At 65.0% G+C, this 22,347-nt stretch carries 21 protein-coding genes; 14 read left to right on the top strand and 7 right to left on the bottom strand.

Annotated elements, in window-relative coordinates:
• Window positions 1-6 precede the first annotated feature (6 nt).
• The 7 genes from JNE37_RS04970 to JNE37_RS04940 all read left to right on the top strand — a co-directional run bounded on the left by JNE37_RS04970 (window position 7) and on the right by JNE37_RS04940 (window position 7,616).
• The gene (locus JNE37_RS04970; protein WP_203065513.1) at window positions 7-1,251 is read left to right on the top strand and encodes an MFS transporter; all 1,245 of its coding nucleotides are present in this window, start codon (window positions 7-9) and stop codon (window positions 1,249-1,251) included.
• 10 nt (window positions 1,252-1,261) lie between these two features.
• Window positions 1,262-2,599 carry a spinster family MFS transporter gene (locus JNE37_RS04965; protein WP_203065512.1) on the top strand — a complete coding sequence of 446 codons (1,338 nt, stop codon included), beginning with the start codon at window positions 1,262-1,264 and terminating at the stop codon, window positions 2,597-2,599.
• Window positions 2,596-3,504, top strand: coding sequence for an alpha/beta fold hydrolase (locus tag JNE37_RS04960; protein ID WP_203065511.1), 909 nt, complete (start codon window positions 2,596-2,598; stop codon window positions 3,502-3,504). Before JNE37_RS04965 ends, JNE37_RS04960 begins: the two co-directional genes overlap by 4 nt.
• Before the next feature lie 95 nt (window positions 3,505-3,599).
• Window positions 3,600-4,220 carry a TetR/AcrR family transcriptional regulator gene (locus JNE37_RS04955; RefSeq protein WP_052152525.1) on the top strand — a complete coding sequence of 207 codons (621 nt, stop codon included), beginning with the start codon at window positions 3,600-3,602 and terminating at the stop codon, window positions 4,218-4,220.
• A complete protein-coding gene (locus JNE37_RS04950) occupies window positions 4,217-4,966 on the top strand; it encodes an electron transfer flavoprotein subunit beta/FixA family protein (protein ID WP_203065510.1) in 750 nt (249 codons plus the stop codon). Before JNE37_RS04955 ends, JNE37_RS04950 begins: the two co-directional genes overlap by 4 nt.
• A gap of 14 nt (window positions 4,967-4,980) precedes the next feature.
• The gene (locus JNE37_RS04945) at window positions 4,981-5,937 is read left to right on the top strand and encodes an electron transfer flavoprotein subunit alpha/FixB family protein (RefSeq protein ID WP_203065509.1); all 957 of its coding nucleotides are present in this window, start codon (window positions 4,981-4,983) and stop codon (window positions 5,935-5,937) included.
• Complete coding sequence (locus tag JNE37_RS04940; RefSeq protein ID WP_246513525.1) at window positions 5,937-7,616, top strand: electron transfer flavoprotein-ubiquinone oxidoreductase; 1,680 nt, start codon at window positions 5,937-5,939, stop codon at window positions 7,614-7,616. Before JNE37_RS04945 ends, JNE37_RS04940 begins: the two co-directional genes overlap by 1 nt.
• Before the next feature lie 32 nt (window positions 7,617-7,648).
• Here the strand turns inward: JNE37_RS04940 and JNE37_RS04935 are convergent, their stop codons facing one another.
• From JNE37_RS04935 to JNE37_RS04920, 4 genes are all read right to left on the bottom strand, one after another.
• Window positions 7,649-9,010, bottom strand: coding sequence for a M24 family metallopeptidase (locus JNE37_RS04935; RefSeq protein ID WP_203065508.1), 1,362 nt, complete (start codon window positions 9,008-9,010; stop codon window positions 7,649-7,651).
• 99 nt (window positions 9,011-9,109) lie between these two features.
• Entirely contained in the window at window positions 9,110-9,766 is a 657-nt protein-coding gene (locus JNE37_RS04930; protein ID WP_203065507.1) for an HAD family hydrolase, read from the bottom strand.
• Window positions 9,766-10,503, bottom strand: coding sequence for a glycerophosphodiester phosphodiesterase family protein (locus JNE37_RS04925; RefSeq protein WP_203065506.1), 738 nt, complete (start codon window positions 10,501-10,503; stop codon window positions 9,766-9,768). Before JNE37_RS04925 ends, JNE37_RS04930 begins: the two co-directional genes overlap by 1 nt.
• Window positions 10,504-10,528: 25 nt before the next feature.
• The gene (locus tag JNE37_RS04920; RefSeq protein ID WP_203065505.1) at window positions 10,529-11,587 is read right to left on the bottom strand and encodes an ABC transporter ATP-binding protein; all 1,059 of its coding nucleotides are present in this window, start codon (window positions 11,585-11,587) and stop codon (window positions 10,529-10,531) included.
• Window positions 11,588-11,670: 83 nt separating this feature from the next.
• On the opposite strand from JNE37_RS04920, the gene JNE37_RS04915 reads away from it, so the two are divergent.
• The 7 genes from JNE37_RS04915 (at window position 11,671) to JNE37_RS04885 (ending at window position 19,100) form a co-directional block, all read left to right on the top strand.
• Entirely contained in the window at window positions 11,671-12,669 is a 999-nt protein-coding gene (locus JNE37_RS04915) for a LacI family DNA-binding transcriptional regulator (protein WP_203065504.1), read from the top strand.
• 88 nt (window positions 12,670-12,757) lie between these two features.
• Window positions 12,758-14,032 carry a sugar ABC transporter substrate-binding protein gene (locus JNE37_RS04910; RefSeq protein WP_203065503.1) on the top strand — a complete coding sequence of 425 codons (1,275 nt, stop codon included), beginning with the start codon at window positions 12,758-12,760 and terminating at the stop codon, window positions 14,030-14,032.
• A 27-nt stretch (window positions 14,033-14,059) separates the two neighbouring features.
• Window positions 14,060-14,917 carry a carbohydrate ABC transporter permease gene (locus tag JNE37_RS04905; RefSeq protein ID WP_035035088.1) on the top strand — a complete coding sequence of 286 codons (858 nt, stop codon included), beginning with the start codon at window positions 14,060-14,062 and terminating at the stop codon, window positions 14,915-14,917.
• Complete coding sequence (locus JNE37_RS04900; RefSeq protein ID WP_203065502.1) at window positions 14,914-15,756, top strand: carbohydrate ABC transporter permease; 843 nt, start codon at window positions 14,914-14,916, stop codon at window positions 15,754-15,756. Before JNE37_RS04905 ends, JNE37_RS04900 begins: the two co-directional genes overlap by 4 nt.
• A 2-nt stretch (window positions 15,757-15,758) precedes the next feature.
• Window positions 15,759-16,703, top strand: a complete 945-nt coding sequence (locus tag JNE37_RS04895; protein WP_203065501.1) for a nucleoside hydrolase — start codon at window positions 15,759-15,761, stop codon at window positions 16,701-16,703.
• A 56-nt stretch (window positions 16,704-16,759) separates the two neighbouring features.
• Window positions 16,760-17,488 (top strand): SDR family oxidoreductase, encoded by a 729-nt coding sequence (locus JNE37_RS04890; RefSeq protein ID WP_203065500.1) that lies wholly within the window; start codon window positions 16,760-16,762, stop codon window positions 17,486-17,488.
• 1 nt (window position 17,489) lies between these two features.
• The gene (locus tag JNE37_RS04885; RefSeq protein ID WP_203065499.1) at window positions 17,490-19,100 is read left to right on the top strand and encodes an FGGY-family carbohydrate kinase; all 1,611 of its coding nucleotides are present in this window, start codon (window positions 17,490-17,492) and stop codon (window positions 19,098-19,100) included.
• Here the strand turns inward: JNE37_RS04885 and JNE37_RS04880 are convergent.
• The 3 genes from JNE37_RS04880 to JNE37_RS04870 are packed head-to-tail and all read right to left on the bottom strand — an operon-like array spanning window position 19,097 to window position 22,280.
• Window positions 19,097-20,149 carry a response regulator gene (locus JNE37_RS04880; protein WP_203065498.1) on the bottom strand — a complete coding sequence of 351 codons (1,053 nt, stop codon included), beginning with the start codon at window positions 20,147-20,149 and terminating at the stop codon, window positions 19,097-19,099. The two genes, JNE37_RS04885 and JNE37_RS04880, sit on opposite strands and share 4 nt — an antisense overlap.
• Window positions 20,146-21,846, bottom strand: coding sequence for a sensor histidine kinase (locus JNE37_RS04875; RefSeq protein ID WP_203065497.1), 1,701 nt, complete (start codon window positions 21,844-21,846; stop codon window positions 20,146-20,148). Before JNE37_RS04875 ends, JNE37_RS04880 begins: the two co-directional genes overlap by 4 nt.
• Window positions 21,828-22,280, bottom strand: coding sequence for a putative pterin-binding protein (locus JNE37_RS04870; protein ID WP_203065496.1), 453 nt, complete (start codon window positions 22,278-22,280; stop codon window positions 21,828-21,830). Before JNE37_RS04870 ends, JNE37_RS04875 begins: the two co-directional genes overlap by 19 nt.
• Window positions 22,281-22,347 lie beyond the last annotated feature (67 nt).

Genomic DNA, 22,347 nt, shown 5'->3' with positions numbered 1-22,347 from the left:
GGCGCCATGCTTCGCAACGAAGAAACAGCAGCGACAGCGCCGACCGGCGACCCGGGCCAGAAGCCCTGGCTGGGGCGCGAGATCCAGGTCCTGAGCGCCATCAACTTCGCCAATGCCGTGGGCTTCGGCATTCAGGCGCCGACCCTGCCGTCCTTCGGGCTGGAGCTTGGTATCGGCAGTACCATGATCGGCGGCATCGTTGCCGCCTTCTCGCTCGGCCGCATGCTCTCCAATATTCCGAGCGGCAAGTTCGTCGAGCGGTTCGGCGAGCGCAGCATCCTCATCGGCGGCCTCGTCTTTCTCACCATCACCAGCGTGCTGGCGGGCCTGTCGATGACGGGCTGGCAATTGCTGCTCTTCCGCGGCATCGGCGGCATCGGCTCGGCCTGCTACACCGTTGCCGCCATGGCGCTGCTGCTGCGCGTGACGCCGGCATCCCACCGCGGGCGTGCGGTCGGCATCTACATGGGCGCTTTCTATCTCGGGGCGACCTCGGGTCCGGTGCTGGGCGCGCTGCTCAGCGGCTTTTCCCCGCGAGTGGCCTTCTTCGCCTACGCGGCGGGAGTCGGGACCTCCGCCATCATCGCGACGCTGGCGCTGCCGCGTCTCGACAAGAGCGGCAAGAAGGTTGCGGCACAGACGGCGCCCATGCGGGTCAAGGATGCGCTCCGCTCGGCCAGCTATCGCGCGGCGCTGGCGGCCAATTTTGCCACCGGCTGGGGCGTTTATGGCGTGCGCGTTTCCGTGCTGCCGCTCTTCCTCATCACCGTTCTGCAGGAAAATCCGGCCTGGGTAGGCATCGGGCTCGCCTTCGGCGCTGCCGTGCAGGTGGCGTTCACGCCGATCGCGGGGTTCTTTACCGACCGACTGGGTCGCAAGATCCCGCTCGCGCTCAGCCAGCTCTCGATCTGCACCGGGTTCCTGCTCGTGCTTTTCCTGCCGGCGCTGTGGTCGTTCCTCGCCTGTTTCGGCTTCTTCGCGGCGGGCGCCTCGCTCTCGGCCACGTCGGCCAATGCGCTGGCCGGTGACGTCACTGGCGGACGGGGCGGCACGGTGATGGCCGTGACCCAGTTCGCCAGCGATACCGGCATGGTCGCGGGCCCTGTGCTCGCAGGCCTCCTCGCCCAGTTCCTTTCTTACAACGCCGCCTTCGCAGTGTCGGCCAGCGTTGCCGCCTATGGCCTGCTCAGCGCCCTGCTGATCCGGCCCAATAACAACAAGAACAAAGAAGCTGAACCAGAGCCAACCTGAGGAGGAATGGATGGCCGGACCAATGGTGATGACCGCGGGGGAGGGGACTCCCGAGAAAGCGGCTTACACCCAACAGTTCACGATGGGCTATGCCTACTTCGTGTTGTTCATGCTGATGCTGACCTATACTGGCCACTCCATCGACCGTTCGATCATTTCGACGATCATGGCGCCCATCCAGAAGGACTTCGCGCTCAGCGACTCGCAACTCGGCCTGATCGCGGGCACGATCTATGCGCTTTCCAACGCCGTGTTCACGATCCCGATCGGCTATTTCGCCGACCGGACCAACCGCAAGAACCTGCTCTCGGTCTGCGCGGCCATCTGGAGCGGCATGACCATGCTCGGGGGTCTCTCGGGCAATTTCGTGCACCTCATGCTTACCCGCGCCGGCATCGGCGCCTCGGAAGCTGCGGGCACGCCCGTTTCGACCTCGCTCATCGCCGATTACTTCCCGCCCGAGCGCCGGGCCTCGGCCATCTCGATCTTCTACATCTCCGCTTCGCTCGGGGGCTTCCTGGCTCTCGCGGTGGGCGGTTATGTCGTCCAGAACCACGGCTGGCGCACGGCCATGCTGCTGGCTGGCCTGCCGGGCTTCATCGTCGCGATCATCTTCTTCTTCGTCGTGCGTGAGCCGATCCGCACCGGTGTCTCTGGGGCGGTTGCGGCCAATGCGCCTTCGCTGGGCAAGGTGATCAAGTTCATCCTCACCCAGCCGGCGCTGGTCGTGCTGATGTTCGCCGGTGCGCTCACCAATTTCGTGGGCTCGGGCGTGGCAAGCTGGGTGCCGACCTATTACGTGCGCGTTCTCGAAATCCCGATCGCACAGGTGGGCTCGCTCCTCGGCTTCGGACAGCTGATCTTCGGCGTCATCGGTGGCGTCGGCGCCGGCTTCCTCGCCGACAAGCTGGTCCGTAAGGATCGCCGCTGGCCGATCTGGCTGCTGGCCATCGCCCAGTTCATGACGGTGCCGTTCTATATCGGCAGCGTGCTGGTCGATAACATCTTCCTCTCGGTGCTGCTGCTCGCCATCGGCTTCGGCTTCACCTCGACCTTTACCGGCCCGCTCTACAGTCAGGTACAGACCCTCGTCGGCTCGCGCATGCGTGCCCTGGCGGTCGCTGTCCTCGTGATGATGATCAGCCTGCTCGGCTATGGCCTCGGTGCCCAGGCGACCGGCCTCATCAGCGATGCCATGAAGCCTGCTTTCGGCGGCGTCGCCCTGCGCTACGCTCTGATCGCGGTGGCCTGTGGCGGTCTCGTTACGGCCACGCTCTACTACATTTCCTCGCTCGGGCTCATCAAGGGCCAGAACCGCGTGCTGGAAATGGAGCGGGCGCACCAATGACCGACCTGGCCCGCCAGCCATTGCCGGCGGAACGCCGTGGGGGAAACCCCACGGCACTCGCCTTTCAATCCAGTGGTCTGGCCCTGGCGGCCACGCAATGGGGCGAGGACCAGGGTTCTCCCCCCATCGTGCTGCTGCATGGCTGGAAGGATCACGGCCGCATGTGGGACGCGGTCGGAACCGGTCTTGCCGCGCGTTATCGGGTGGTCGCGCCCGACCTGCGGGGGCACGGCGACAGCGCCTGGTCTCCCGATGGCGACTATTCGATCCTGGCCATGCTCGGCGACCTCAACGCGCTGATCGACCAGCATGCCGGCGGCCCGGTTTCTCTCGTCGCCCATTCCATGGGTGCCGATATCGCCATGCGCTTTGCCGCGGCCTTCCCCGAGAAGGTCAAAAGCCTCTTTGTCATCGAAGGCTTCGGCCTGGGCGCCGCACATCGGCGCAGGCTGTTTCGACGGCCGGTTCATGATCGCTATCGCCGCGCGATCATGGATCGGAACAATACGTCGAACGACCACAGCTATGCCTCAGTCGCCGATGCCCGGGCGCGCTTTGCCCGCGCCCATCCGAAATTCTCGGCCGAGCTGGTCGATCGCTTTCTCGCCCATGGCCTGCGTCACGACGTCGAGGCCGATGTCTGGTTCTGGAAACGCGATCCCAAGCTCGTCGCGCCCGCCATGCTCGGCCCGGAGCTGAACGCGCTTCGGCAGCTCTGGCGCCATATCGATTGTCCTGTCCTGCATCTGCGCGGCGGCGCCAGCCCCTTCGCCGATCCGCAGGCCGAAGGCCTTGCCGATTGCTTCCGGACGGCCCGTTATGCCGTGTTCGAAGGCGTCGGCCATTGGGTGCACCACGAGCAGCCCGAGCGGTTCATGGCGCTGCTCGAGGAGTTCCTGGCATGAGCGGCAGCAGGACAAAAGCCTTGCGTCGAGGGGTCGACGCCGAACCGGCCGCTGCGGTAACTCTGAACGCCATTCGAGTGAACGGAGACCGAAGCATGTCAGACGCCGAGCACAAGGACCAAACGTCCCCGAGCGGGGACGCGAAAACCAATGGACGCCGCGAGCGCATCCTGGCCGCCGCGCGCAAGCTCTTTGCGGAACGCGGCTTCTCCCAGACCAACGTGGCCGACATCACGGCTTTGGCCGATGTCAGCATCGGTTCGGTCTATTATCACTTCGCCAACAAGAACGAGATCTTCTTCGAGCTGTGGAGCACCTATAGCCGCGGGCAATCGGCCGCGACGCGGGCGGCCGTGGCCGCCTTCCGCGCAGTGGGCGTGACGGATGGCTCCCAGCTCTTTCTCGCCGGCACGAGGGCTTACCTGCTCTGCGCCTATGATAGCCGCGATCTCGTCTCGCTCTTTTATGGCTCGGACCAGCCCGCCGACTTCAGCGAGCGGCAGCGTATCGTGACGCCCGAGTTCGATTGGCACGCCCAGAACCAGAAGCTGCTTCAGGACAAGGCGCTCACCACGGTCCTGACCGGTTCGATGGGCGAAGTCTCACGCCAGGTTGCGGCGCTGCCGACCAAGGAAGAGGCCGAAACCTTCATCAACGCGGTGATTGCGATCTTCTCGCGCCTGATGACCCCACAACCAGAAAAGGGAAAAACATGAAGATTATCGTAGCGGTGAAGCGGGTCGTCGACTTCAACGTCAAGGTGCGCGTCAAGTCGGACGGCACCGGCGTCGAGACGGCCAACGTCAAGATGTCGATGAACCCCTTTGACGAAATCGCCGTCGAGGAAGCGCTGCGGTTGCGCGAGGCGGGCGTCGCCACCGAGGTCATCGCCGTTTCCATCGGGCCGGCGCAGGCACAGGAAACCATTCGTACCGCCATCGCCATGGGTGCGGACCGTGGCATCCTCGTGCGCACCGATAATGCAGTCGAACCTCTGGCCGTCGCCAAGATACTGAGCGCCCTCGTCGCCGAGGAGCAGCCGGGCCTGGTGATCCTGGGCAAGCAGGCGATCGATGACGATGCCGGCCAGGTGGGCCAGATGCTTTCGGCCCTCGTCGGCTGGCCGGTCGCGACCTTCGCCTCCAAGCTCGTCGTTGCCGACGGCAAGGCCGAGGTGACGCGCGAAGTCGATGGCGGGCTTCAGACCGTCGAGGTCAAACTGCCGGCCGTGGTCACCACGGACCTGCGCCTCAATCAGCCGCGCTACGCCACGCTGCCCAACATCATGAAGGCCAAGAGCAAGCGGCTCGATGATCGCCCGCTGGCCGACCTTGGTGTCGACGCTGCCGCGCGCCTCACCGTGCTCAAGACCGAGGAACCGCCGCGCCGCAAGGGCGGCATCAAGGTGGGCAGCGTTGCCGAGCTGGTCGAAAAGCTGCGCGACGAAGCCGGCGTTCTCTAAGGGAGGAATTTGACATGACCACTTTGCTGCTCGCCGAACACAGCAACAGCAAGCTCTCCGAGCAGACCGCCAAGGCCCTGACCGCGGCGCTGGCGCTTGGGGCTCCCGTCGATATCCTGGTGGCCGGCCATGAGGCAGGCGCAGCCGCGCAGGCTGCCAGCCAGCTGGCCGGTATCCGCAAGGTGCTGCTGGCCGACGATTCCTCGCTGGCCCACCAGCTCGCCGAACCGCTGGCTGCGACCGTTTTGGTGCTGGCCGATGGCTATGACACAATCGTCGCGCCTGCAACGGCGGTGGGCAAGACCGTCGCGCCGCGTGTCGCTGCGCTGCTCGATATTTCGCAGGTTTCCGAGGTTATCGAGGTGCTCGCGCCCGATACGTTCAAGCGGCCGATCTATGCCGGCAACGCTATCCAGACGGTCAAGACCGGACAGGCCCGTAACGTTCTGACCATTCGTACCGCGTCTTTCCGGCCTGCGGCCGCTGGCGGCAGCGCGCCGGTCGAAACGGTGGCGGCTGCCGCCGATCCGGGGATTTCGCGCCATGTGGGCAGCCAGGTCTCCGAAAGCGCCCGGCCGGAGCTGACAGCAGCGCGGGTCGTAGTTTCGGGCGGCCGTGCGCTCGGTTCGGCGGAAAAGTTCTCGGAAGTCATCCTGCCGCTGGCCGATAGGCTTGGCGCGGCCGTTGGCGCTTCGCGCGCCGCGGTCGATGCCGGCTACGCGCCCAATGACTGGCAGGTCGGCCAGACCGGCAAGATCGTGGCGCCGGACCTCTATGTCGCCATCGGCATTTCCGGGGCTATCCAGCACATTGCCGGCATGAAGGACGCTCGCTGCATTGTGGCCATCAACAAGGACGGCGATGCGCCGATCTTCCAGGTCGCCGATTACGGCCTGGTCGGTGATCTCTTCGAGATATTGCCCGAGCTCACCGCCGCATTGCCGGCCGCATCCGAGAAGGCTGCCGGCTGATGTCGGACGAGACTGCCGCCATGCCCGAACGCGAGAGCATGGAATTCGACGTGGTGATCGTCGGCGCCGGGCCCGCAGGGCTCGCCGCCGCGATTCGGCTCAAGCAGGTAGCGCCCGAACTATCGGTCGTGGTGCTCGAAAAGGGCGCGCAGGTCGGCGCACATGTGCTTTCGGGTGCGGTGGTCGACCCCATCGGCATCGACGCACTGCTGCCCGATTGGCGCCAGGAGGAAGGCACGCCCTTCCGCACGCCGGTGAGCGAGGATCGCTTCATGATCCTCGGCAAAGAGTCCGGCTTCACGCTGCCGGCCTGGCTGATGAAGCTCATGCCGCCGCTGATGCACAATGACGGCAATTTCATCGTCTCGCTGGGCGAGGTCTGCGCCTGGCTTGCCGCCAAGGCCGAAGCGCTCGGCGTCGAGATCTATTGCGGCTTCGCTGCCGCCGACCTCTCCCATGACGAGAACGGTGCTGTCGAAGGCGTCATTCTCGGCGACATGGGCGTGCACAAGGACGGCTCGCACGGGCCCGACTACACGCCGGGCATGAAACTGCTGGGCAAATACGTGTTGCTGGCCGAGGGCGCGCGCGGCTCGCTCTCCAAGCGCGCCATCCGTCGCTTCGGGCTCGATGCGGGGCGCGACGTGCCCAAATTCGGCATCGGCATCAAGGAGCTTTGGGAAGTGGCGCCCGAGCGTCATCGGCCCGGCCTCGTGCAGCACAGCTTTGGCTGGCCGCTGGATGGGCGCACGGGCGGCGGCTCGTTCCTCTATCACCTCGACAACAACCTTATGGCGGTCGGCTTCGTTGTTCACCTCAACTACGCCAACCCCTATCTCTCCCCGTTCGAAGAGTTCCAGCGCTTCAAGACGCACAAGGCCATCAAGCCGGTTTTCGAGGGTGGGCGGCGCATTGCCTACGGCGCGCGCGCTATCACCGAGGGCGGTTGGCAATCGGTGCCCAAGCTCGTGTTCCCCGGTGGCGCGCTGGTTGGCTGTGCCGCCGGCTTCGTCAACGTGCCGCGCATAAAGGGCTCGCATAATGCGGTGCTCTCGGGCATCGAGGCCGCCAACGCTGTCGCCGCCGCCATCGGCGCCGGCCGCAGCCGCGATACGCTCGATGCCTATGAGGCGGGGTGGCGACAGGGGCCCATCGGGCAGGACCTGCGGCTAGTGCGTAACGTCAAGCCGCTCTGGTCGCGTTTCGGCACCTATGCCGGCATCGCCATGGCGGGCGCGGATATGTGGCTGACGACGCTCTTTGGCGGCTGGTCGCCCTTCGGCACGCTCCGGCACGGCAAGCCTGACCATGCCAGCCTCGAGCCGGCCGCAAGGCATGAGCGCATCGCCTACCCGACGCCTGATGGCGTGGTGAGCTTCGACCGCCTCTCCTCGGTCTATCTCTCCAACACCAATCACGCCGAAGACCAGCCCGTGCATCTCAAGCTCGCCGATGCGGCTTTGCAGAAGCAATCCGAACTTGCCGAATTCGCGGGCCCCTCGACCCGCTATTGTCCGGCCGGCGTCTATGAATGGATGGGCACGGGCGATGAGGCGCGGTTCGTGATCAATGCGCAGAACTGCGTGCACTGCAAGACGTGCGATATCAAGGACCCCAACCAGAACATCGACTGGCAACCGCCACAGGGCGGAGAGGGGCCGGTTTACGTCAATATGTAGGGAGAGCGGGCGCCAAGGCGCCCGCTTCCATATTACGCGCGCGTCAGCACGTGATCTGCGCGGAGCCAGAACGGCGCAAGGTAGAGGGGCGTCGAGGACAAAGGCAGGATTTCCGCTTTGAGCGGCATGCCGATCTTTTCCGCCATGAACTTCCGCCGCGCTTCGATGCGAGCCCAGGCCTGAGGATGGCGTTGCGCAATCTCCGCCCGCAGCGCGGCGTCGGCCAGCACCACCGTGTCCTCGCAATTGAGGGACCAGCCGGCGCGCAGCGGGGTGGGGATGACATCGACCTGTAGCAGCATGCCGCTGGCAAGTTGCTCGGTCGAGCCAGGGCGGATCGGGGTGTGGTGCCACTCTTCGTGGCCGCCGAGATGGCCGGGATTGAGTGCGGGACGAAGCTTGCCTTTGGCAAGGGTTTCCTTGACCGCCGCATCGACTGTTCCGCCCGGAACGCCGAGGCCCACGGTTTCGTACCAGGTGCAGAGGCCGTTGAAATAGTGGGTCGCGACCTCCAGGAACTCGGCATTCTCGGTATCGAGCAGGCCCGCCCGCGAGGAAAGCGCGCCCCACAGGCCGAGGGCAGTGGTGACGCCATCGCCCTGCCTGAGCTTGCGAGCTGTGGGGCTGCGGAGGCCGATGACGTTTTCGCCGGCGCTGGCCGAGGCGAACATGGTGTGGACGTTGAGCGGATCGCCTTCATAGGGCAGGCGCGAGAGCGCCTCGAACTCGGTTTCGCCCGGTCGGGCGCCGGCGACGACCGGCCAGAGCTGGCTGGAAACCTTGGCGGCGATCCACTCGAAGGCAGCAATCTGGTCGACATCGAGAATGGTGCGCAGGCCGTTGGCCGGATGCAGGAGGTGGGAAGTGGCTTCGCTGAGCAGGTCACGCCCGCCGGCCACGCTTGCGAGCGCTTCGATGAGGAAATCCGGCACGAAATAGCCGGGTTCGGTCTCGCCAACTTCAGGCGTCATATACTTCCAGCCGACGACGCCGATGCTCTGGCCCTTGCCGATGCCGGCATCTTTCAGCCGCTCGCCGAGGCGCGGATAGCGGCTACGGTCCTGGCCCATGAGGCTGAAGCCCTGCATCAGGAGGACCTCGAGTCCGGGCAGGCGCGCGAGCGGGGCGTAGCTCTCGGATTCATTGCCCGTCAGCAGCAGCCGGCGGCCGTCGGGGCCGAGCAGCAGCAAGGCCTCTTCGAAGCGCGGTTCGAAGCCGGAGAGGAAGGCAATATTGCCGAAATGCTCGCGGTCGGCATAGACGGCGAGCCAATCGGTACCGGCGCGCCGCAGGGCCTCGTCGGCACGAGCCGCGAAGACAGCGCTGGGCACTTCCGGCTGCACGCCGAGCGGGCCGAAATCGGGAAGGGCGACGGGGGATAGGCGAACGGTCACGGAAGCGCTCCAGCTTTCAGGTCGACGAGATTTCCCGTGGTTCGGGCTGCATGGCAAGCCGGAAACGCGGCAATTTCTTCGTGCGAGAGTGCGAGGGGCCTAGCCGGCTTTGAGGATCGTCGCCAGTTCCGCTGATCCGGTGGCGACCAAGCTTGCCCCGGCTTCCTTGAGACACTCGCTTCGGTTCGGGCGCGGGTCATTGGGGTCGACGAAGCCTATTGCGAGCATGCCCGCGGCCTGAGCCGAGGCGATGCCGTGGGGGCTGTCGTCGATCATGGCGCAGTCGTGTGGGAAGATGCCCAGGCTGGAGGCGCAGTGGAGCAGCAGGTCGGGTGCCGGCTTGGGGCGCGCGACCATTTCTGCGCTGTAGACGTGCGGGGCGAAAAGATCCCAGAGCGGCGTGCGACCAAGGCTGGCGCGCAGGCGGACGAGGCGGCTGTTGGAGGCTACGCACTTGGCCGTTTGAAGTCGCGAGACGATTTCGAACATGCCGGGCATGGGCTGGAGTTCGCGCTCGAAGGCGGCATGAAGCACGTCGTGCCAGCCGGCGAAGACGGCGTCGACGTTCTCGAGGCCGTAGTGTTCGGTGCAGAGGCGGCGGATGTCGGGTTCGGACTTGCCGGTGAAGACGCGGTGCGATTCTTCTGGGGTGATCGCGATGCCGGCGGCCTGCAGTGCTTCGGCCAACGTGCGGCTGGCCAGCGGTTCGCTGTCGATGAGGACGCCATCGCAATCGAAGATGATGAGATCGCGCATCAGGCCGCCGGGGAATTGCGCGTGGCGAGGGCGAGCACCGGGTCGTCGGTGGTGATCTGGCGCAGGCCACGGTTGAGCCAGTAGCGCAGGTCGGCCTCGGTATTGGGCACCCAGACGCCCAGGCGGTCGAGCGGTACGAGTGCGACGATGGACGCCCAATGCTTGTCCAGCAGGCTCTTTTCGACGGCGATGAGGTCGGCGACCGCGTTGCGCGTGTGGAGGGCGGGTTCGAGGCCTTCGGCTTCGGCGGTGGGGGTGTGAAACGAGTTGAGTGTTTGGGTGGTCGGCGAAAGCCGACGGATTTCGGCGAGCACGTCGGGGGTGAAGCTGGTCAGGATCGAGCGGTCTTGCAGGCCGTGGCGCCCGACTGCTTCTAGCACCCTAGCCGCGAGGCCGGGATAGGGGCGGCCTTCGGCGGAATCCTTGAGTTCGATGTGCAGCTCCATGTCGCTGTCGGCGAAGAGGGCCAGCACGGAATCGAGGTCGGGAATGCCGTCCTGGCTGTCTTTGAGGCGCAGGCTGCGGCGTGCTTCGGCCGCCAGGTTCTCGACCGGACCGGAGCCTTCGGTAGTGCGGTCGAGGGTGGGGTCGTGGATCACGAGCAGTTCGCCGGCCTTGGTGAGATGGATGTCGAACTCGACGCCTTCCACCGGCAATTCGAGGAGATTCCGGAAACCGGTCAGGCTGTTTTCAGGCCACAGATTGCGCGCGCCGCGGTGGCCGATGATGCGGGTCATGGAGACGATCCGTTCGTAAGGAGTGCTAGAGGCGCTGGCCGGTGGCCTTCGAGAAGACGTGAATATTGTCCGGTGCGATCGTGAGCCCCAAGGTTTCGCCGGTTTTGACGATCGTGGTGCCGGGGCAGACGATGACCAGGTCCTGCGTGCCTGCGCGAGCGGCTATTTGGGTCTGGGCGCCCATCGGTTCGACATAGAGCACTTCGGCCTTGGCCTTGCCGGAAGGATCGATGGCGATATGTTCCGGCCGAAGCCCGACCAGGACTGGCTCGGTGGGTTGGATGCCAGGGGGCAGGGGCAATCGGGCGCCGCCGAGCTCGAAGGCGGGGGCGCCGTCGACGCTGCTGATCGGCGTTTCGAAGATGTTCATGGCGGGTGAGCCGATGAAGCTCGCAACGAACGTGTTTTCGGGGCGGCTATAGACGTCCATGGCCGTGCCCATCTGCTCGATGCGGCCCTGGTTCATGATGACGACGCGATCGGCAAGCGTCATGGCCTCGGTCTGGTCGTGCGTCACGTAGATCGAGGTGCGCGGCATCTTGGTCTGGAGCGCCTTGATCTCCGAGCGCATCTGGACGCGCAGCTTGGCGTCCAGATTGCTCAGCGGTTCGTCAAACAGAAAAACCGCCGGATCGCGGACGATGGCGCGACCCATGGCCACGCGCTGGCGCTGGCCGCCGGAAAGCTGAGCGGGGCGGCGATCGAGATAGTCCTCGATGCCCAGCAACTCGGCTGCGGCACGGACACGGCGCTCCACTTCCTGTTTGCCGACGCCGGCAATTTCGAGGTTGATGCCGATGTTCTGGCGCACGGTCATGTGGGGGTATAGCGCGTAGTTCTGGAACACCATGGCGATGTTGCGCTGCTTGGGCGTGTCGTTGTTGACCACCCGGCCATCGATGCGAATCTCGCCCTCTGTGACCTCTTCCAGCCCGGCGATCATGCGCAGCATGGTCGACTTGCCGCAGCCCGACGGGCCGACCAGCACGACGAATTCGCCTTCCTGAACTTCCATGTCCACCGAGTGCAGAACCTGCACGGCGGCGTAGGATTTCTTCACGCCCCTCAGCGCCAACGTACTCAACCGCTATCCTCCATCTGCACGCGGGTGCAGAATAGATACGACTTTCGTTGACGGTCAAGTAGATATCTGGCGGTATGCCGGTCATGAAGAAGCGCGGACCCGCATCGATAGACGTCGCAAAGCTTGCCGGAGTGTCCCGGTCGGCGGTATCGCGCACCTTTACCCCCAACACCTACGTGTCGCCGGAAACGCGGGCCAAGGTGCTCGCCGCAGCCGAGATGCTGGGCTATCGGCCCAATGCCATCGCGCGCTCGCTGTCCAAGCAAAGCAGCGGGCTGGTGGGGGTGATCTGTTCTGACCTGACCAACCCGTTCTACGCCGAATTGCTGGAGCGGCTGTCGATGGCGCTGCAGAAGCGCGGCATCGGCATCCTGCTGCTGGTCGGCGACGCATCGCGAATGGATGACCTGCTCGAGCGCATGCTTTCATACCAGGTCGATGGCATCCTGCTGCCGGCGTCCAAGCTGACATCCAAGCTTGCGGTATCGCTCAATGCGTCGGGGCGGCCGGTGGTGCTGGTCAATCACCAGCTGCTCGATGGGGGCGTGAGTTCGGTCGGCGGCGACAATTATGCAGGCGGCATCGTGGTGGCGGATATGCTGGTTGCGGCCGGCTATCGGCGCATCGGCTACATTTCAGGCCCCGAAGATACGTCGAGCGCGCTCGATCGCGGTCGGGGCTTGCAGGATGGGCTTGCACGCCATGGCCTGCCGCTGCTGATGCGGGCGAGCGGCGAGGATAGTCGCGACGTGACCATGGCGGTGATGCGCCAGTTCATGAACCGGGCCGAGCCGCCCGACGCGGTGTTCTGCGCCAACGACCTCATGGCCCTGGCGGCCATGGAGGTCGCCAAGCTCGAGTTCGGGCGCAATGTGCCCGATGGCATGGGTATCGTCGGCTACGACAACACGCTGTTGGCGCGATCCGGCCTGCATCGACTGACGACGGTCGACCAGAATCTCGATGAGATGGCAGAGCAGGCCGTAGCCATGCTCGTCGAAAAACTCGCCGGTGCGCGCGCCGAAACCGTCGAGCACGTCAAGATCGCTCCGCGCCTGGTTCCCGGCGCCACCACCCGATGATTCTTCACACCCCGCTTGACACCCGAGGGATTTCATTCCTAGTTTCTGCACGCGGGTGCAGAAACTCGCAAGCTCATTGGGAGGATCCATGACCAGCATTGTGAAAACGGCTCTTGCGGCCGCGATGGCCGCTGCCCTGTCATCAGTCAGCGCGGCCGCCGTGATGGCCCAGGACGTGACGCTGACGTTGATTTCGGCGGAGCAGGACGCGGTCGTCGCGCCGGTGATCGCCGCGTTCGAGGCCAAATACCCCAACATCAAGGTGCAGCACCAATCGATCCCGTTCGAAAGCATGAACGCGACGATCGAGGCGCGCATCGGCGGCCAGGATTCGAGCATCGACGTGATGTTCGTGGATAGCCCGCGCGTGCCGGCCATGGTGTCGCGCGGCTACCTCAAGTCGCTCGAGGACCTGCGCGGCGAGATCGAGCCGCTGGTAACCCCGGTGGCCCTGGATGCGCTGAGCGTCAACGGAACGATCTATACGCTGCCGCTTTGGACCTCGACGCAGATGATGTTCTACAACAAGGATCTGCTGGACAAGGCGGGCATTCCCTATCCCGGCTCGAATGCCGAGGATCGGCTGACCTATCAGCAGATCGTCGACCTGAGCAAAAAGGCCCAGGCAGCAGGCGCCAAGTATGGCTTCACCTTCGAGCAGGTCGATCGCTACTACCAGCTGCAGCCGATTTTCGAATCCGTCGGCGCCGGCTCGGGCCTGACGGGCGAAGGCAACCTCACGGCCTCGATCACCAATGACAACTGGGTCAAGGGCGCGCAGTTCTATTCGAGCCTCTTCGCCGATGGCGTCGCGCCGCGCGGCGTGCCGGTCGGCCAGATCCCGCCGCTCTTCGCCAATGGCGAAGTCGCGTTCTTCGTAGGCGGACCCTGGCGGCTCGATGGCTTCCAGAAGGCCGAAGGCCTCAAGTTCGGCGTAGCGCCGGTGCCCTATTTCGAGGGTGGCAAGCCAGTGACCCCGACCGGCTCCTGGGCCCTGGCCGTCAGCCCCTATTCGGCACATCCCGATGAGGCGATGCTGCTGGCCAAGTTCATGACGCTCGACCCCGAGGGAGCCTTCAAGACCGTTGAGGCCAACCCGATTCCGCCGGTCAACCTCAAGGCCTTCGACATCTATATCGACTGGTTCGCCGCCAAGTTCGAAGGTGTGGGCGAGGACGCCAAGAAGATCATGACCTACGAGCTGCGCGACACGGCCATCAGCCGTCCGCTCTCTGCCGGCTACGTGGCCTTCGAGGAAGTGATGAACCGCGTCTTCGGCGACCTGCGTAACGGCGCCGACGTCGTGCCCACGCTGCAGGATGCCGAGCGCGAGCTCAACTCTACCCTGTCGCGTATCCAGTAACAGCCGCGGTGCCAGGGAGGCCGGCGCGTGTCCAAGTCGAAGAACGTTTTGGTTGCCCTTGCCTTTCTGGCTCCCGCAATCCTGGCTGTTTCAATCCTGAGAATCTGGCCCGCGCTGGTCGCTGTCCATGAGTCGTTGCTCGCTCCGCGGGCAACGACCTATAGCCTGGACAACTACATCTACATCTTCACCGATCCGATCTTTCAGTCCTCGGTGGTGACGACGCTTTTCTTCTCGATCGTCGTCAATCCGCTGCAGATCGCCGTCGCGCTGGGGCTGGCCATCCTGCTCAACAACAAGCTGCCCGGCACCGGCTTCTGGCGGACGCTGATCCTGCTGCCCGTCGCCATTCCGGCCTCGGTCTCGGCCGTCGTGTGGGCGGCGGCGCTGCGTCCGGATGGTCTTGCCAATGCGATGCTTGCCGTCTTCGGCATCGGCCCGCAGCCGTTCCTGACCTCGCCGCAACAGGCGCTCGCCTGCATCATTCTCGTCACGAGCTGGATTGGCGTCGGCTATTGGATGACGATCCTCCTGGCCGGGCTCCAGGACATCCCGAAATCGCTCTACGAGGCGGCGCGGATCGACGGCATGAACCGCTGGCAGCAATTCCGCTTCGTGACGCTGCCGCAATTGCGCCGACCGCTGACCTTCGTGCTGGTGGCCGACACCGTCGCCAATTTCCTGGTCTTCGCACCGGTGCAGATCCTGACGCGCGGTGGTCCGCAGCGCTCGACCAACCTCATCATGCACGAAATCTATACGCGCGCCTTCGCCACCGGCGACAAGTCGAGCGCCTATGCCGCCACCGTCGTGCTTATCCTCCTCATGCTGACCGTGGTTGCCATCCAGTTCCGCATGATGGGCGATCAGGGAGACAAGGCATGACGACCGCGCGCATCAAGCCGGCAAAGGCGCTGCACATCGCCACGATTGCCGCGGCCGGCATCGTGTTCTTCCTGCCGCTCTGGTGGATCTTCATCAGCGCCATGCGCCCGGAAGACGATATCTTCCGCTACCTCAATCCGATCGGCTGGGAGACGTTCCTGCCCACGCGCTGGACGTTCGACCACTTCGTGGCGCTCTTCCAGAGTACGTTCGGTCGCTCGATCTTCAACTCGCTGTTCGTCGCCGTGGCGACGGTCGCGGGCGGATTGATCGTCTGCACGCTGGCGGCGTTCGCGCTCGCCGTGATCGAGTTTCCGGGCCGAAACATCGTGTTCACGCTCATGATCGTGAGCTTCCTTATCCCGTTCGACGCCATCGCGCTGCCGCTCTACTACGTGATGCGTGGTGCCGAGCTGCAGAACACCTATCTGGGCCTGATCCTGCCAGGCGTCGGCAATGGCCTCGCGGTCTTCCTCCTGCGCCAGTTCTTTCTCGGGCTTCCCAAGGAATTGCGCGAGGCGGCCATGGTGGATGGCATGGGCTGGTTCCAGGTGTTCTGGCGTATCTACCTGCCGCTGACCGGTCCCGCCATGATCAGCGCCGGGCTCATCATGTTCATCTTCCAGTGGCAGGCCTATCTCTGGCCGCTGCTGATCGCGCCCGCGACCGAATACAAGGTCGCGGCGGTGTCGATCGCCCAGTTCAACAGCGCCTACGGCATAGCCTTCGGACCGATCATGGCCGGCGCGATGTGCATCTCGCTCATCCCCATGCTGATCCTCGTGTTCTTCCAGCCTTACTTTACCAATTCGGTGGCCTCCACCGGCAGCAAGGAGTGACCATGTCGCCCAACCCCAGCAATCCGGCCTTCGACCTTCCGTTGGAGGCCCGGCTCAAGCTTCTTGCGCCGCGGCCCGGCCGCCTGCGCGCTGTGCTCGATACGGACACCTATAACGAGATCGACGACCAGTTCGCGCTGGTGCAGGCATGGCTGTCGCCTGACCGCATCAAGCTGGAGGCGATCTACGCCGCTCCGTTCCACAACAGCCGCTCGTCGAGCCCCGGCGAGGGCATGGAACTGAGCTATCAGGAAATTCTCGAACTGCTGAAGCGCCTCGACGTGGACCCGAAGGGGCTCGTCTATCGCGGTGTCACCGAATATGTCGGCTTCGACAAGGTGGCCCGCGAGGCCGAGGCGGTCGATGACCTGATCGCGCGTGCCCGCGCCTCTAGCCCGGATGATCCGCTCTACGTCATCGCCATCGCCGCCATCAGCAATATTGCCTCCGCCCTGCTCAAGGCGCCGGACATTATCGACCGCGTCGTCGTGGTCTGGCTCGGCGGACATGCGCTGGAATGGCCACACCAGGTCGAGTTCAACCTGATGCAGGATGTCGGCGGCGCGCAGGTGCTCTTCGATAGCGGCGTGCCGCTGGTCGTGGTGCCGTGCATGGGCGTTACCTCGCACCTCCACAGCTCCGTGCCCGAGATCGAGCGCTACATCGAGCCATGCGGCGAGATCGGCAAGTTCCTCTCCATGCGCTTCAAGGAATATTCGGACGATCACGTTGGCTGGGCCAAGGAGATATGGGACATGGCGGCCGTCGCCTGGCTGCTCGATGACAGCTGGACCCCGAGCGTGCTCGTGCCGACGCCGATCATGACTGACAACACGACCTACAGTACCGACCGCGCGCGGCACCCGATGCGCTACGTGACCCATGTCGAGCGCAATCCGATCCTCAAGGATTTCATCGGCAAGCTGCAGGCCTTTGCCGGCAAGTGACGGATATCGGCCCCGCCGCTCATGGCGGGGCCTTCAATAGAACAGGCATTTCAGCAATGGCATTTTCACTGTCCGGCCGCGTCGCGGCGGTCACCGGCGCCGCGTCCGGAATTGGTTTCGCCTGCGCCCGGGCAATGGTCGAACAGGGCGCCCGGGTGGCTCTCGTCGATCGTAATGCCGAGGCGCTGAACGCGGCCTGCGATACGCTGGGAGAGCAGGCATTCCCAGTTGCGGTCGACCTTTGCGACGCCCCCAGCATCGACACCATGTTGCCTCGGATCCTCGATCGGGCGGGGCAGCTCGATGTGTTCCATGCCAATGCCGGGTCCTATATCGGCGGGGTCGTGGCGGAGGGCGATCCGGACCAATGGGACCGGATGCTCAACCTCAATATCAACGCGGCCTTCCGGTCGGTGCGGGCAGTCCTGCCGCATATGATTGGCCGCGGGACGGGCGACATCATTTTCACGAGCTCGATTGCGGGGCTGGTGCCGGTGGTGTGGGAGCCGGTCTATACGGCCTCCAAGCATGCCATCCAGGCTTTCGTTCATACGCTGCGCCGTCAGGTGGCGCCGCAGGGCATCCGCGTCGGGGCAGTTGCGCCGGGGCCGGTGCGTACGGCGCTCATCAGCGACTGGCCCGACCAGAAGCTTCAGGATGCTCTGGCGGCCGGGGACCTGATGGAGCCGGAGGAAGTTGCCGATGCAGTAATTTTCATGCTGACCCGGCCAAGAAACGTTACCATCCGCGACCTCGTTATCCTTCCGCAACGAAACGATCTTTGAGATGACCGGGCGCTACTTCATTGGCGTGGATGTCGGAACGGCCAGCGCCCGCGCCGGCGTGTTCGATGCTGCGGGCGGCATGCTCGCTTCGGCAAGCCATCCGTTTGCAGTTCATCTCGAGACGGGCGATCGTGCCGAGCAATCCAGCACCGAGATATGGAACGCAGTGTGCGTCTGCGTGCGGCAGGCAGTGGCGAGCGCCGGGATCAGCCCGGATGCGGTTGGCGGCATCGGCTTCGACGCGACCTGCTCGCTTGTCGTGCTCGCGGAGAACGGGCGGCCGCTTTCGATCAGCGACAGCGGGGAAGAGCGCGACGTCATCGTCTGGATGGACCATCGGGCCATCAAGCAGGCAGAGCGGATCAATGCGACGGGACACTCGATCCTGCAATTCGTCGGCGGCAACATTTCGCCGGAAATGCAGACGCCCAAGCTCCTCTGGCTGGCCGAGAACAAGCCAAAGGTCTTTGCGAATGCGTGGCAGTTTTTCGATCTCCCCGATTTCCTGACGTGGAAAGCGACCGATAGTCTCGAGCGTTCGGTATGCACGGTGACGTGCAAGTGGACGTACCTCGCTCACGAAGAGCGCTGGGACGCCGACTACTTTTCGACCATCGGTCTCGGCAGCCTGGTCGAAGAGGGATTTGCCCGGATCGGGACGGAGATACTGGCGCCGGGAGCACCGGTCGGGAACGGGCTTTCCGAGCGTGCGGCCCGGGAACTGGGCTTGCCGAAGGGCATCGCGGTTTCTGCTTCGCTCATCGATGCACATGCAGGTGGCGTCGGGACTGTCGGGGCTGGAGGTGGCCTCGGGGCGACCGAGACGCGCATGGCTTACGTCTTCGGGACGTCGGCTTGCACGATGTCTTCGAGCCGCGAGGCGCATTCCGTGTCTGGTGTCTGGGGGCCTTATTATTCAGCGATGGTGCCGGGCTTGTGGCTCACCGAGGGTGGGCAGTCCGCAGCCGGAGCCGCGCTGGATCATCTGGTGACCCACCATCCGGCGACGCCTGAGGCGGCTAGGGAGGCCGAGGCGGCCGGGCAGACGCTTGTCGGCTGGCTGGCCGGAAAGGCGATGGATGCGTCGGCTTCGCTGTCGGAGGCGGCACGGCTTGCCGGGCAGGTGCATGTCGTTCCCGAATTCCTGGGCAATCGTGCGCCGCATGCCGATCCGCATGCCAAGGCGCTGATTGCCGGGCTGGGTATGGGCCGCGATATCGAGAGTTTGGTCGCGCTCTATGTTGCCGGCGTGATGGGGCTTGGCTATGGCGTGCGCCAGATAGTGGAAGTGGCCTCGGCAGCGGGTGTCGTGACGGAGGCGATCGTCATCAGCGGCGGCGCGGGGAAGTCGTCGCTGATCCGCCAGTTGCTCGCCGATTGCACGGGCATCCCGGTATTGGTGACGGCGGCAGCTGAGCCGGTTCTGCTAGGTTCGGCTATGCTTGGGGCGGTGGCGGCCGGCGAATTTACCTCGCTGCCTGAGGCGATGAAGGCAATGTCCACTATCGAGACGACGGTCACGCCGGACGGCGGAATGAGGGCGTTTCACGACAGCCGGTATTCGGCTTTTGCGGATCTGCAGGCCGTCGGTCGCCGTATCCGCGGGGCCTAGTGACGCTCGTCCTGCACCAGTAGGGCGCTGCGGGCGAGGAGGGCGACAAGTTCCTGTTGCCGGGCCACCTGGGTCTTGCGGAAGATGTTGCGCAGGTGGAAGGCGAAAGTGGTGTTGGTAATGCCCATGTCCTCGGTGATGCATTCGAGGCTGTGACCGCGGCCGATGGCGGCGGCCACACGCGCCTCCGTTGGCGTGAGGCCGAAAAGCAGGGTGACCAGCTTTTCCGAAAGCGGCGGTGGGGCGTTGGGATCGATGATGAAGGCGGCAGCGCGGACGCGCGTGGCGGCCTTGCCGTGCCCGAGGCTGATGAACTGGATTATGAGGGGATGCTCGCCGTCGCGAGCGACCGTGACGATATCGGGGTTGGTGCCTTCGTCGATTGCGGTGGCCAGCGCCCTGCGTAGCGCACTGGCGGCGGTGGCGTTGGCGACGTGCAGGCGACCATTGGCCAGGCTGAGGCCATTGCCGATGATGGCCTCGGCCTGCGGGTTGCGGAAGACGCATTGGCCCGAGCCATCGAAGAGCAGCACGCCCGCCGAGAGTCGCGAAAGCGCAGCGGCGAGATCTTCGAGATTGCCTTCGAAGGCCTGTGCCAATTCTAGCGAGCGGCGCGTCTCGGCTTCGGCATTGCTGGCCTGGCGGATGCGCTCGACCTGATCGAGCCGGGACTTGATGGTGATGAGCATCAGGTCGAAATCGACCGGTTTGGTGAGATAGTCGTCGGCGCCCGCGCCACGCCCCTCGATCACCGCGACACGGTCCGAGAGCGCGGTGAGGAAGACGAAGGGGATGTTGGCAACGTGCCCACCGCGCTTGCGCAGGGCGCGCAGCAATTCGTAGCCGCCCATGCGGGGCATGGTGATGTCGCAGAGGATGAGATCGGGCGTGGCGGTGTCGAGGCGCTCAAGCGCCTCCATACCGTCTTCGGCATCGAGCACCGCGTAACCGGCCTCGATCAGTTCCTCAACGACATTGGCGCGCAGGCGTTGTTCATCCTCGACCACGAGGATCAGGCGCTTGTTGTCCGAAAGATCGGGAGTGCTCACGCCATGGCCTCGCTGTAGCTGGCGGTTACGGGAAGGGTGAGGGTGAAGGTAGTGCCGCCGCCGGGATTGGGTGTCATGGCGATATCGCCGCCGTGAAGCTGGGCGATCTGGCGCGCTACGTAGAGGCCGACGCCGGTGCCGGGCACCGATCCGGCATTGCTGGCACGGAAGAAGCGCTCGAAAAGGCGGGTGCGTTCGGCTTCGGGAATGCCAAGTCCGGAGTCGCTGATACCGATGGCGACGAAGCCATTGTGGGCGCTGGTGGTGACCGTCACGGGGGTGTCGTCGGGCGAATATTTGAGGGCGTTGCCGATAAGGTTGCCGAGCACCTGCTCGATCAGCAATGCGTCGCAGGGAATGTCGGGCAGGTCCGCGATATCGAGCGTGATCTCGCGATGCGGTTCGAGCACGAGCAGCTTGGCGCGCACTTGGGCGAGGAGCGAAGCCAGCGGGATCGGATGAATGGAGAGGGCCAGTTCGCCTGCATCGAGCCGGGCGGCGCTCAAGGTGGAATCCATCAGTTGCGTAAGGCTGCTGGCGGCGGCACGGATGGCGCCGGCACGGGCCATGAGCTCGTCATTGTCCATGCGATCGCGGCGCCGCATGATGCGTTGCACCGTGGAATCGATGATGGCCAGCGGGGTGCGAAACTGGTGGGAGACCATCGCGACGAAATCGCGATAGACCTCGCGCAATTGCCGCTCGTGCTGCGCCTGGTAGCGCTCGGTGACGTCCCGCGAGACGAGGATGCCGCCGACATTCTGGTCCTTGAGCTGGATAGGGCGGATCGAGTGCTCGATGTGGCGTTCGCCGGCCCGCGTGGCGAAGTCCCGGCTTTCTCCGGCCAGGGTGCGGTTGACGAGGGCGGCGGTGAGCGGAAAGTGCTCGCCGAGCGCAGGCGCTGCCGGGAGGCGGGTGCCGATGACGGTTTCACGTGGCGTTCCGTAGAGCCGGCTCATGCCTTCGTTCCAATGCGTGCAATTGCCGGCGGCATCGAAGGCGCAGATGCCTTCCCCGCTGGCCTCCATGAGCAAGGCCAGGAAATTGCGCTCCTGGCGCACGCGCGCCTCGGCGCGATCGGCCTGACGCAGGCTGACAATGAGGCGGCCGATGAGGAAAGCCCCGGTGAGCGTGGTGCCGATGATGGCGACGATCACCTGGGTCAGCGTTTCGCTATAGCGCTGGCGCCGGTCGGCTTCGCGCAGAGTGCTGTCGATCATGATCTCATTGGCGACCGAGCCGAGCGCGACGACGTGCTGGGTCATGGTTCGCGAGAGGCGCAGACTGTAGCGGCTGACGGTGTCGCCGGAGGAGGCGATGAGGCCATCGAGACCTTCAAGGCTTGCGCGGGCGCGGGCGATGACGCTGGCGCCGCCGGTTTCCCCGATGCGTTGCGCGAACGCGCCTTCCTGCAGCAATGCCAGCCGGCTCAGCGCCATGTCGAAGCGCAGGGCGACGTCCTCGGCGCTGGGGCTGTTGAGCGGGTTGGTGGCACTGATGAGACGCTGGATCTCGTATTGCGCCTGCGCGACGGCCCAGACGACGCCTTCGTTGGAGCGCGTGTGCGTGTCGCGTTCGACCTCGACCAGCTTGCTCATCGAAAACAGCAGGAACAGCGCGAAGGCCGCCACGGCGGCCGCCACCACGACGAGACCGATGCTGATGCGTCCGTCGGGCTTCACGGCAGGGTCAGCCATGCGAGCTGCCAGACCCAGCGGTGCTCAAGCCGCTCGTCGGCGAGTTCGGCATGGGCGTCGCGCGGATAGACGATCCAGAGCGGGCCTTTGTCACGGCGCGTGAGCGGCACGCCGTCCATGCTCCAGGCGAGGATGACGTCATAGTCAAGGAAGTCGGAGAGCGGGATGGTGGCCGTGTAGTCGTTGAGGCCACGGGCGACGACCTTGCCTGTGAGTGGGACGCCGGCTGCCGCGATGACCTTGCGCGCCAGCACGCCCTCGAAGTCGCGGATACCGTCGGTCCAGAGCGTCGATGTACGGATATGGGTGGTGCCGAGCGCGCTGAGGTCGGCAAGGGTGAAGCGGCGAGAGGCAGGGACGCGGCCATTGATCTCGAGCACGACCGGCTCCGTTTCGGCACGCGAGGCCGCCACCGGCAGAGCGCCGGCGAGCAAGGCGCTTGCCCCCAACAACATTGAACGACGGCGTATTGTCCCCACAACAGCCCCTTCTGCAACGGTC

Source organism: Paradevosia shaoguanensis, assembly GCF_016801025.1.
In the GTDB taxonomy this organism is placed as follows: Bacteria; Pseudomonadota; Alphaproteobacteria; order Rhizobiales; family Devosiaceae; genus Paradevosia; species Paradevosia shaoguanensis.
Note: the sequence above shows the minus strand (reverse complement) of the source record. Positions and strands in the feature narration are given on the sequence as shown.

Bases quoted from the DNA above. Each gene is read 5' to 3' on its own strand.
- JNE37_RS04970 (WP_203065513.1), top strand. From the start codon at position 7: ATGCTTCGCAACGAAGAAACAGCAGCGACAGCGCCGACCGGCGACCCG.
- JNE37_RS04965 (WP_203065512.1), top strand. From the start codon at position 1,262: ATGGCCGGACCAATGGTGATGACCGCGGGGGAGGGGACTCCCGAGAAA.
- JNE37_RS04960 (WP_203065511.1), top strand. From the start codon at position 2,596: ATGACCGACCTGGCCCGCCAGCCATTGCCGGCGGAACGCCGTGGGGGA.
- JNE37_RS04955 (WP_052152525.1), top strand. From the start codon at position 3,600: ATGTCAGACGCCGAGCACAAGGACCAAACGTCCCCGAGCGGGGACGCG.
- JNE37_RS04950 (WP_203065510.1), top strand. From the start codon at position 4,217: ATGAAGATTATCGTAGCGGTGAAGCGGGTCGTCGACTTCAACGTCAAG.
- JNE37_RS04945 (WP_203065509.1), top strand. From the start codon at position 4,981: ATGACCACTTTGCTGCTCGCCGAACACAGCAACAGCAAGCTCTCCGAG.
- JNE37_RS04940 (WP_246513525.1), top strand. From the start codon at position 5,937: ATGTCGGACGAGACTGCCGCCATGCCCGAACGCGAGAGCATGGAATTC.
- JNE37_RS04930 (WP_203065507.1), bottom strand. From the start codon at position 9,766: ATGCGCGATCTCATCATCTTCGATTGCGATGGCGTCCTCATCGACAGC.
- JNE37_RS04925 (WP_203065506.1), bottom strand. From the start codon at position 10,503: ATGACCCGCATCATCGGCCACCGCGGCGCGCGCAATCTGTGGCCTGAA.
- JNE37_RS04915 (WP_203065504.1), top strand. From the start codon at position 11,671: ATGAAGAAGCGCGGACCCGCATCGATAGACGTCGCAAAGCTTGCCGGA.
- JNE37_RS04910 (WP_203065503.1), top strand. From the start codon at position 12,758: ATGACCAGCATTGTGAAAACGGCTCTTGCGGCCGCGATGGCCGCTGCC.
- JNE37_RS04900 (WP_203065502.1), top strand. From the start codon at position 14,914: ATGACGACCGCGCGCATCAAGCCGGCAAAGGCGCTGCACATCGCCACG.
- JNE37_RS04895 (WP_203065501.1), top strand. From the start codon at position 15,759: ATGTCGCCCAACCCCAGCAATCCGGCCTTCGACCTTCCGTTGGAGGCC.
- JNE37_RS04890 (WP_203065500.1), top strand. From the start codon at position 16,760: ATGGCATTTTCACTGTCCGGCCGCGTCGCGGCGGTCACCGGCGCCGCG.
- JNE37_RS04885 (WP_203065499.1), top strand. From the start codon at position 17,490: ATGACCGGGCGCTACTTCATTGGCGTGGATGTCGGAACGGCCAGCGCC.
- JNE37_RS04875 (WP_203065497.1), bottom strand. From the start codon at position 21,846: ATGGCTGACCCTGCCGTGAAGCCCGACGGACGCATCAGCATCGGTCTC.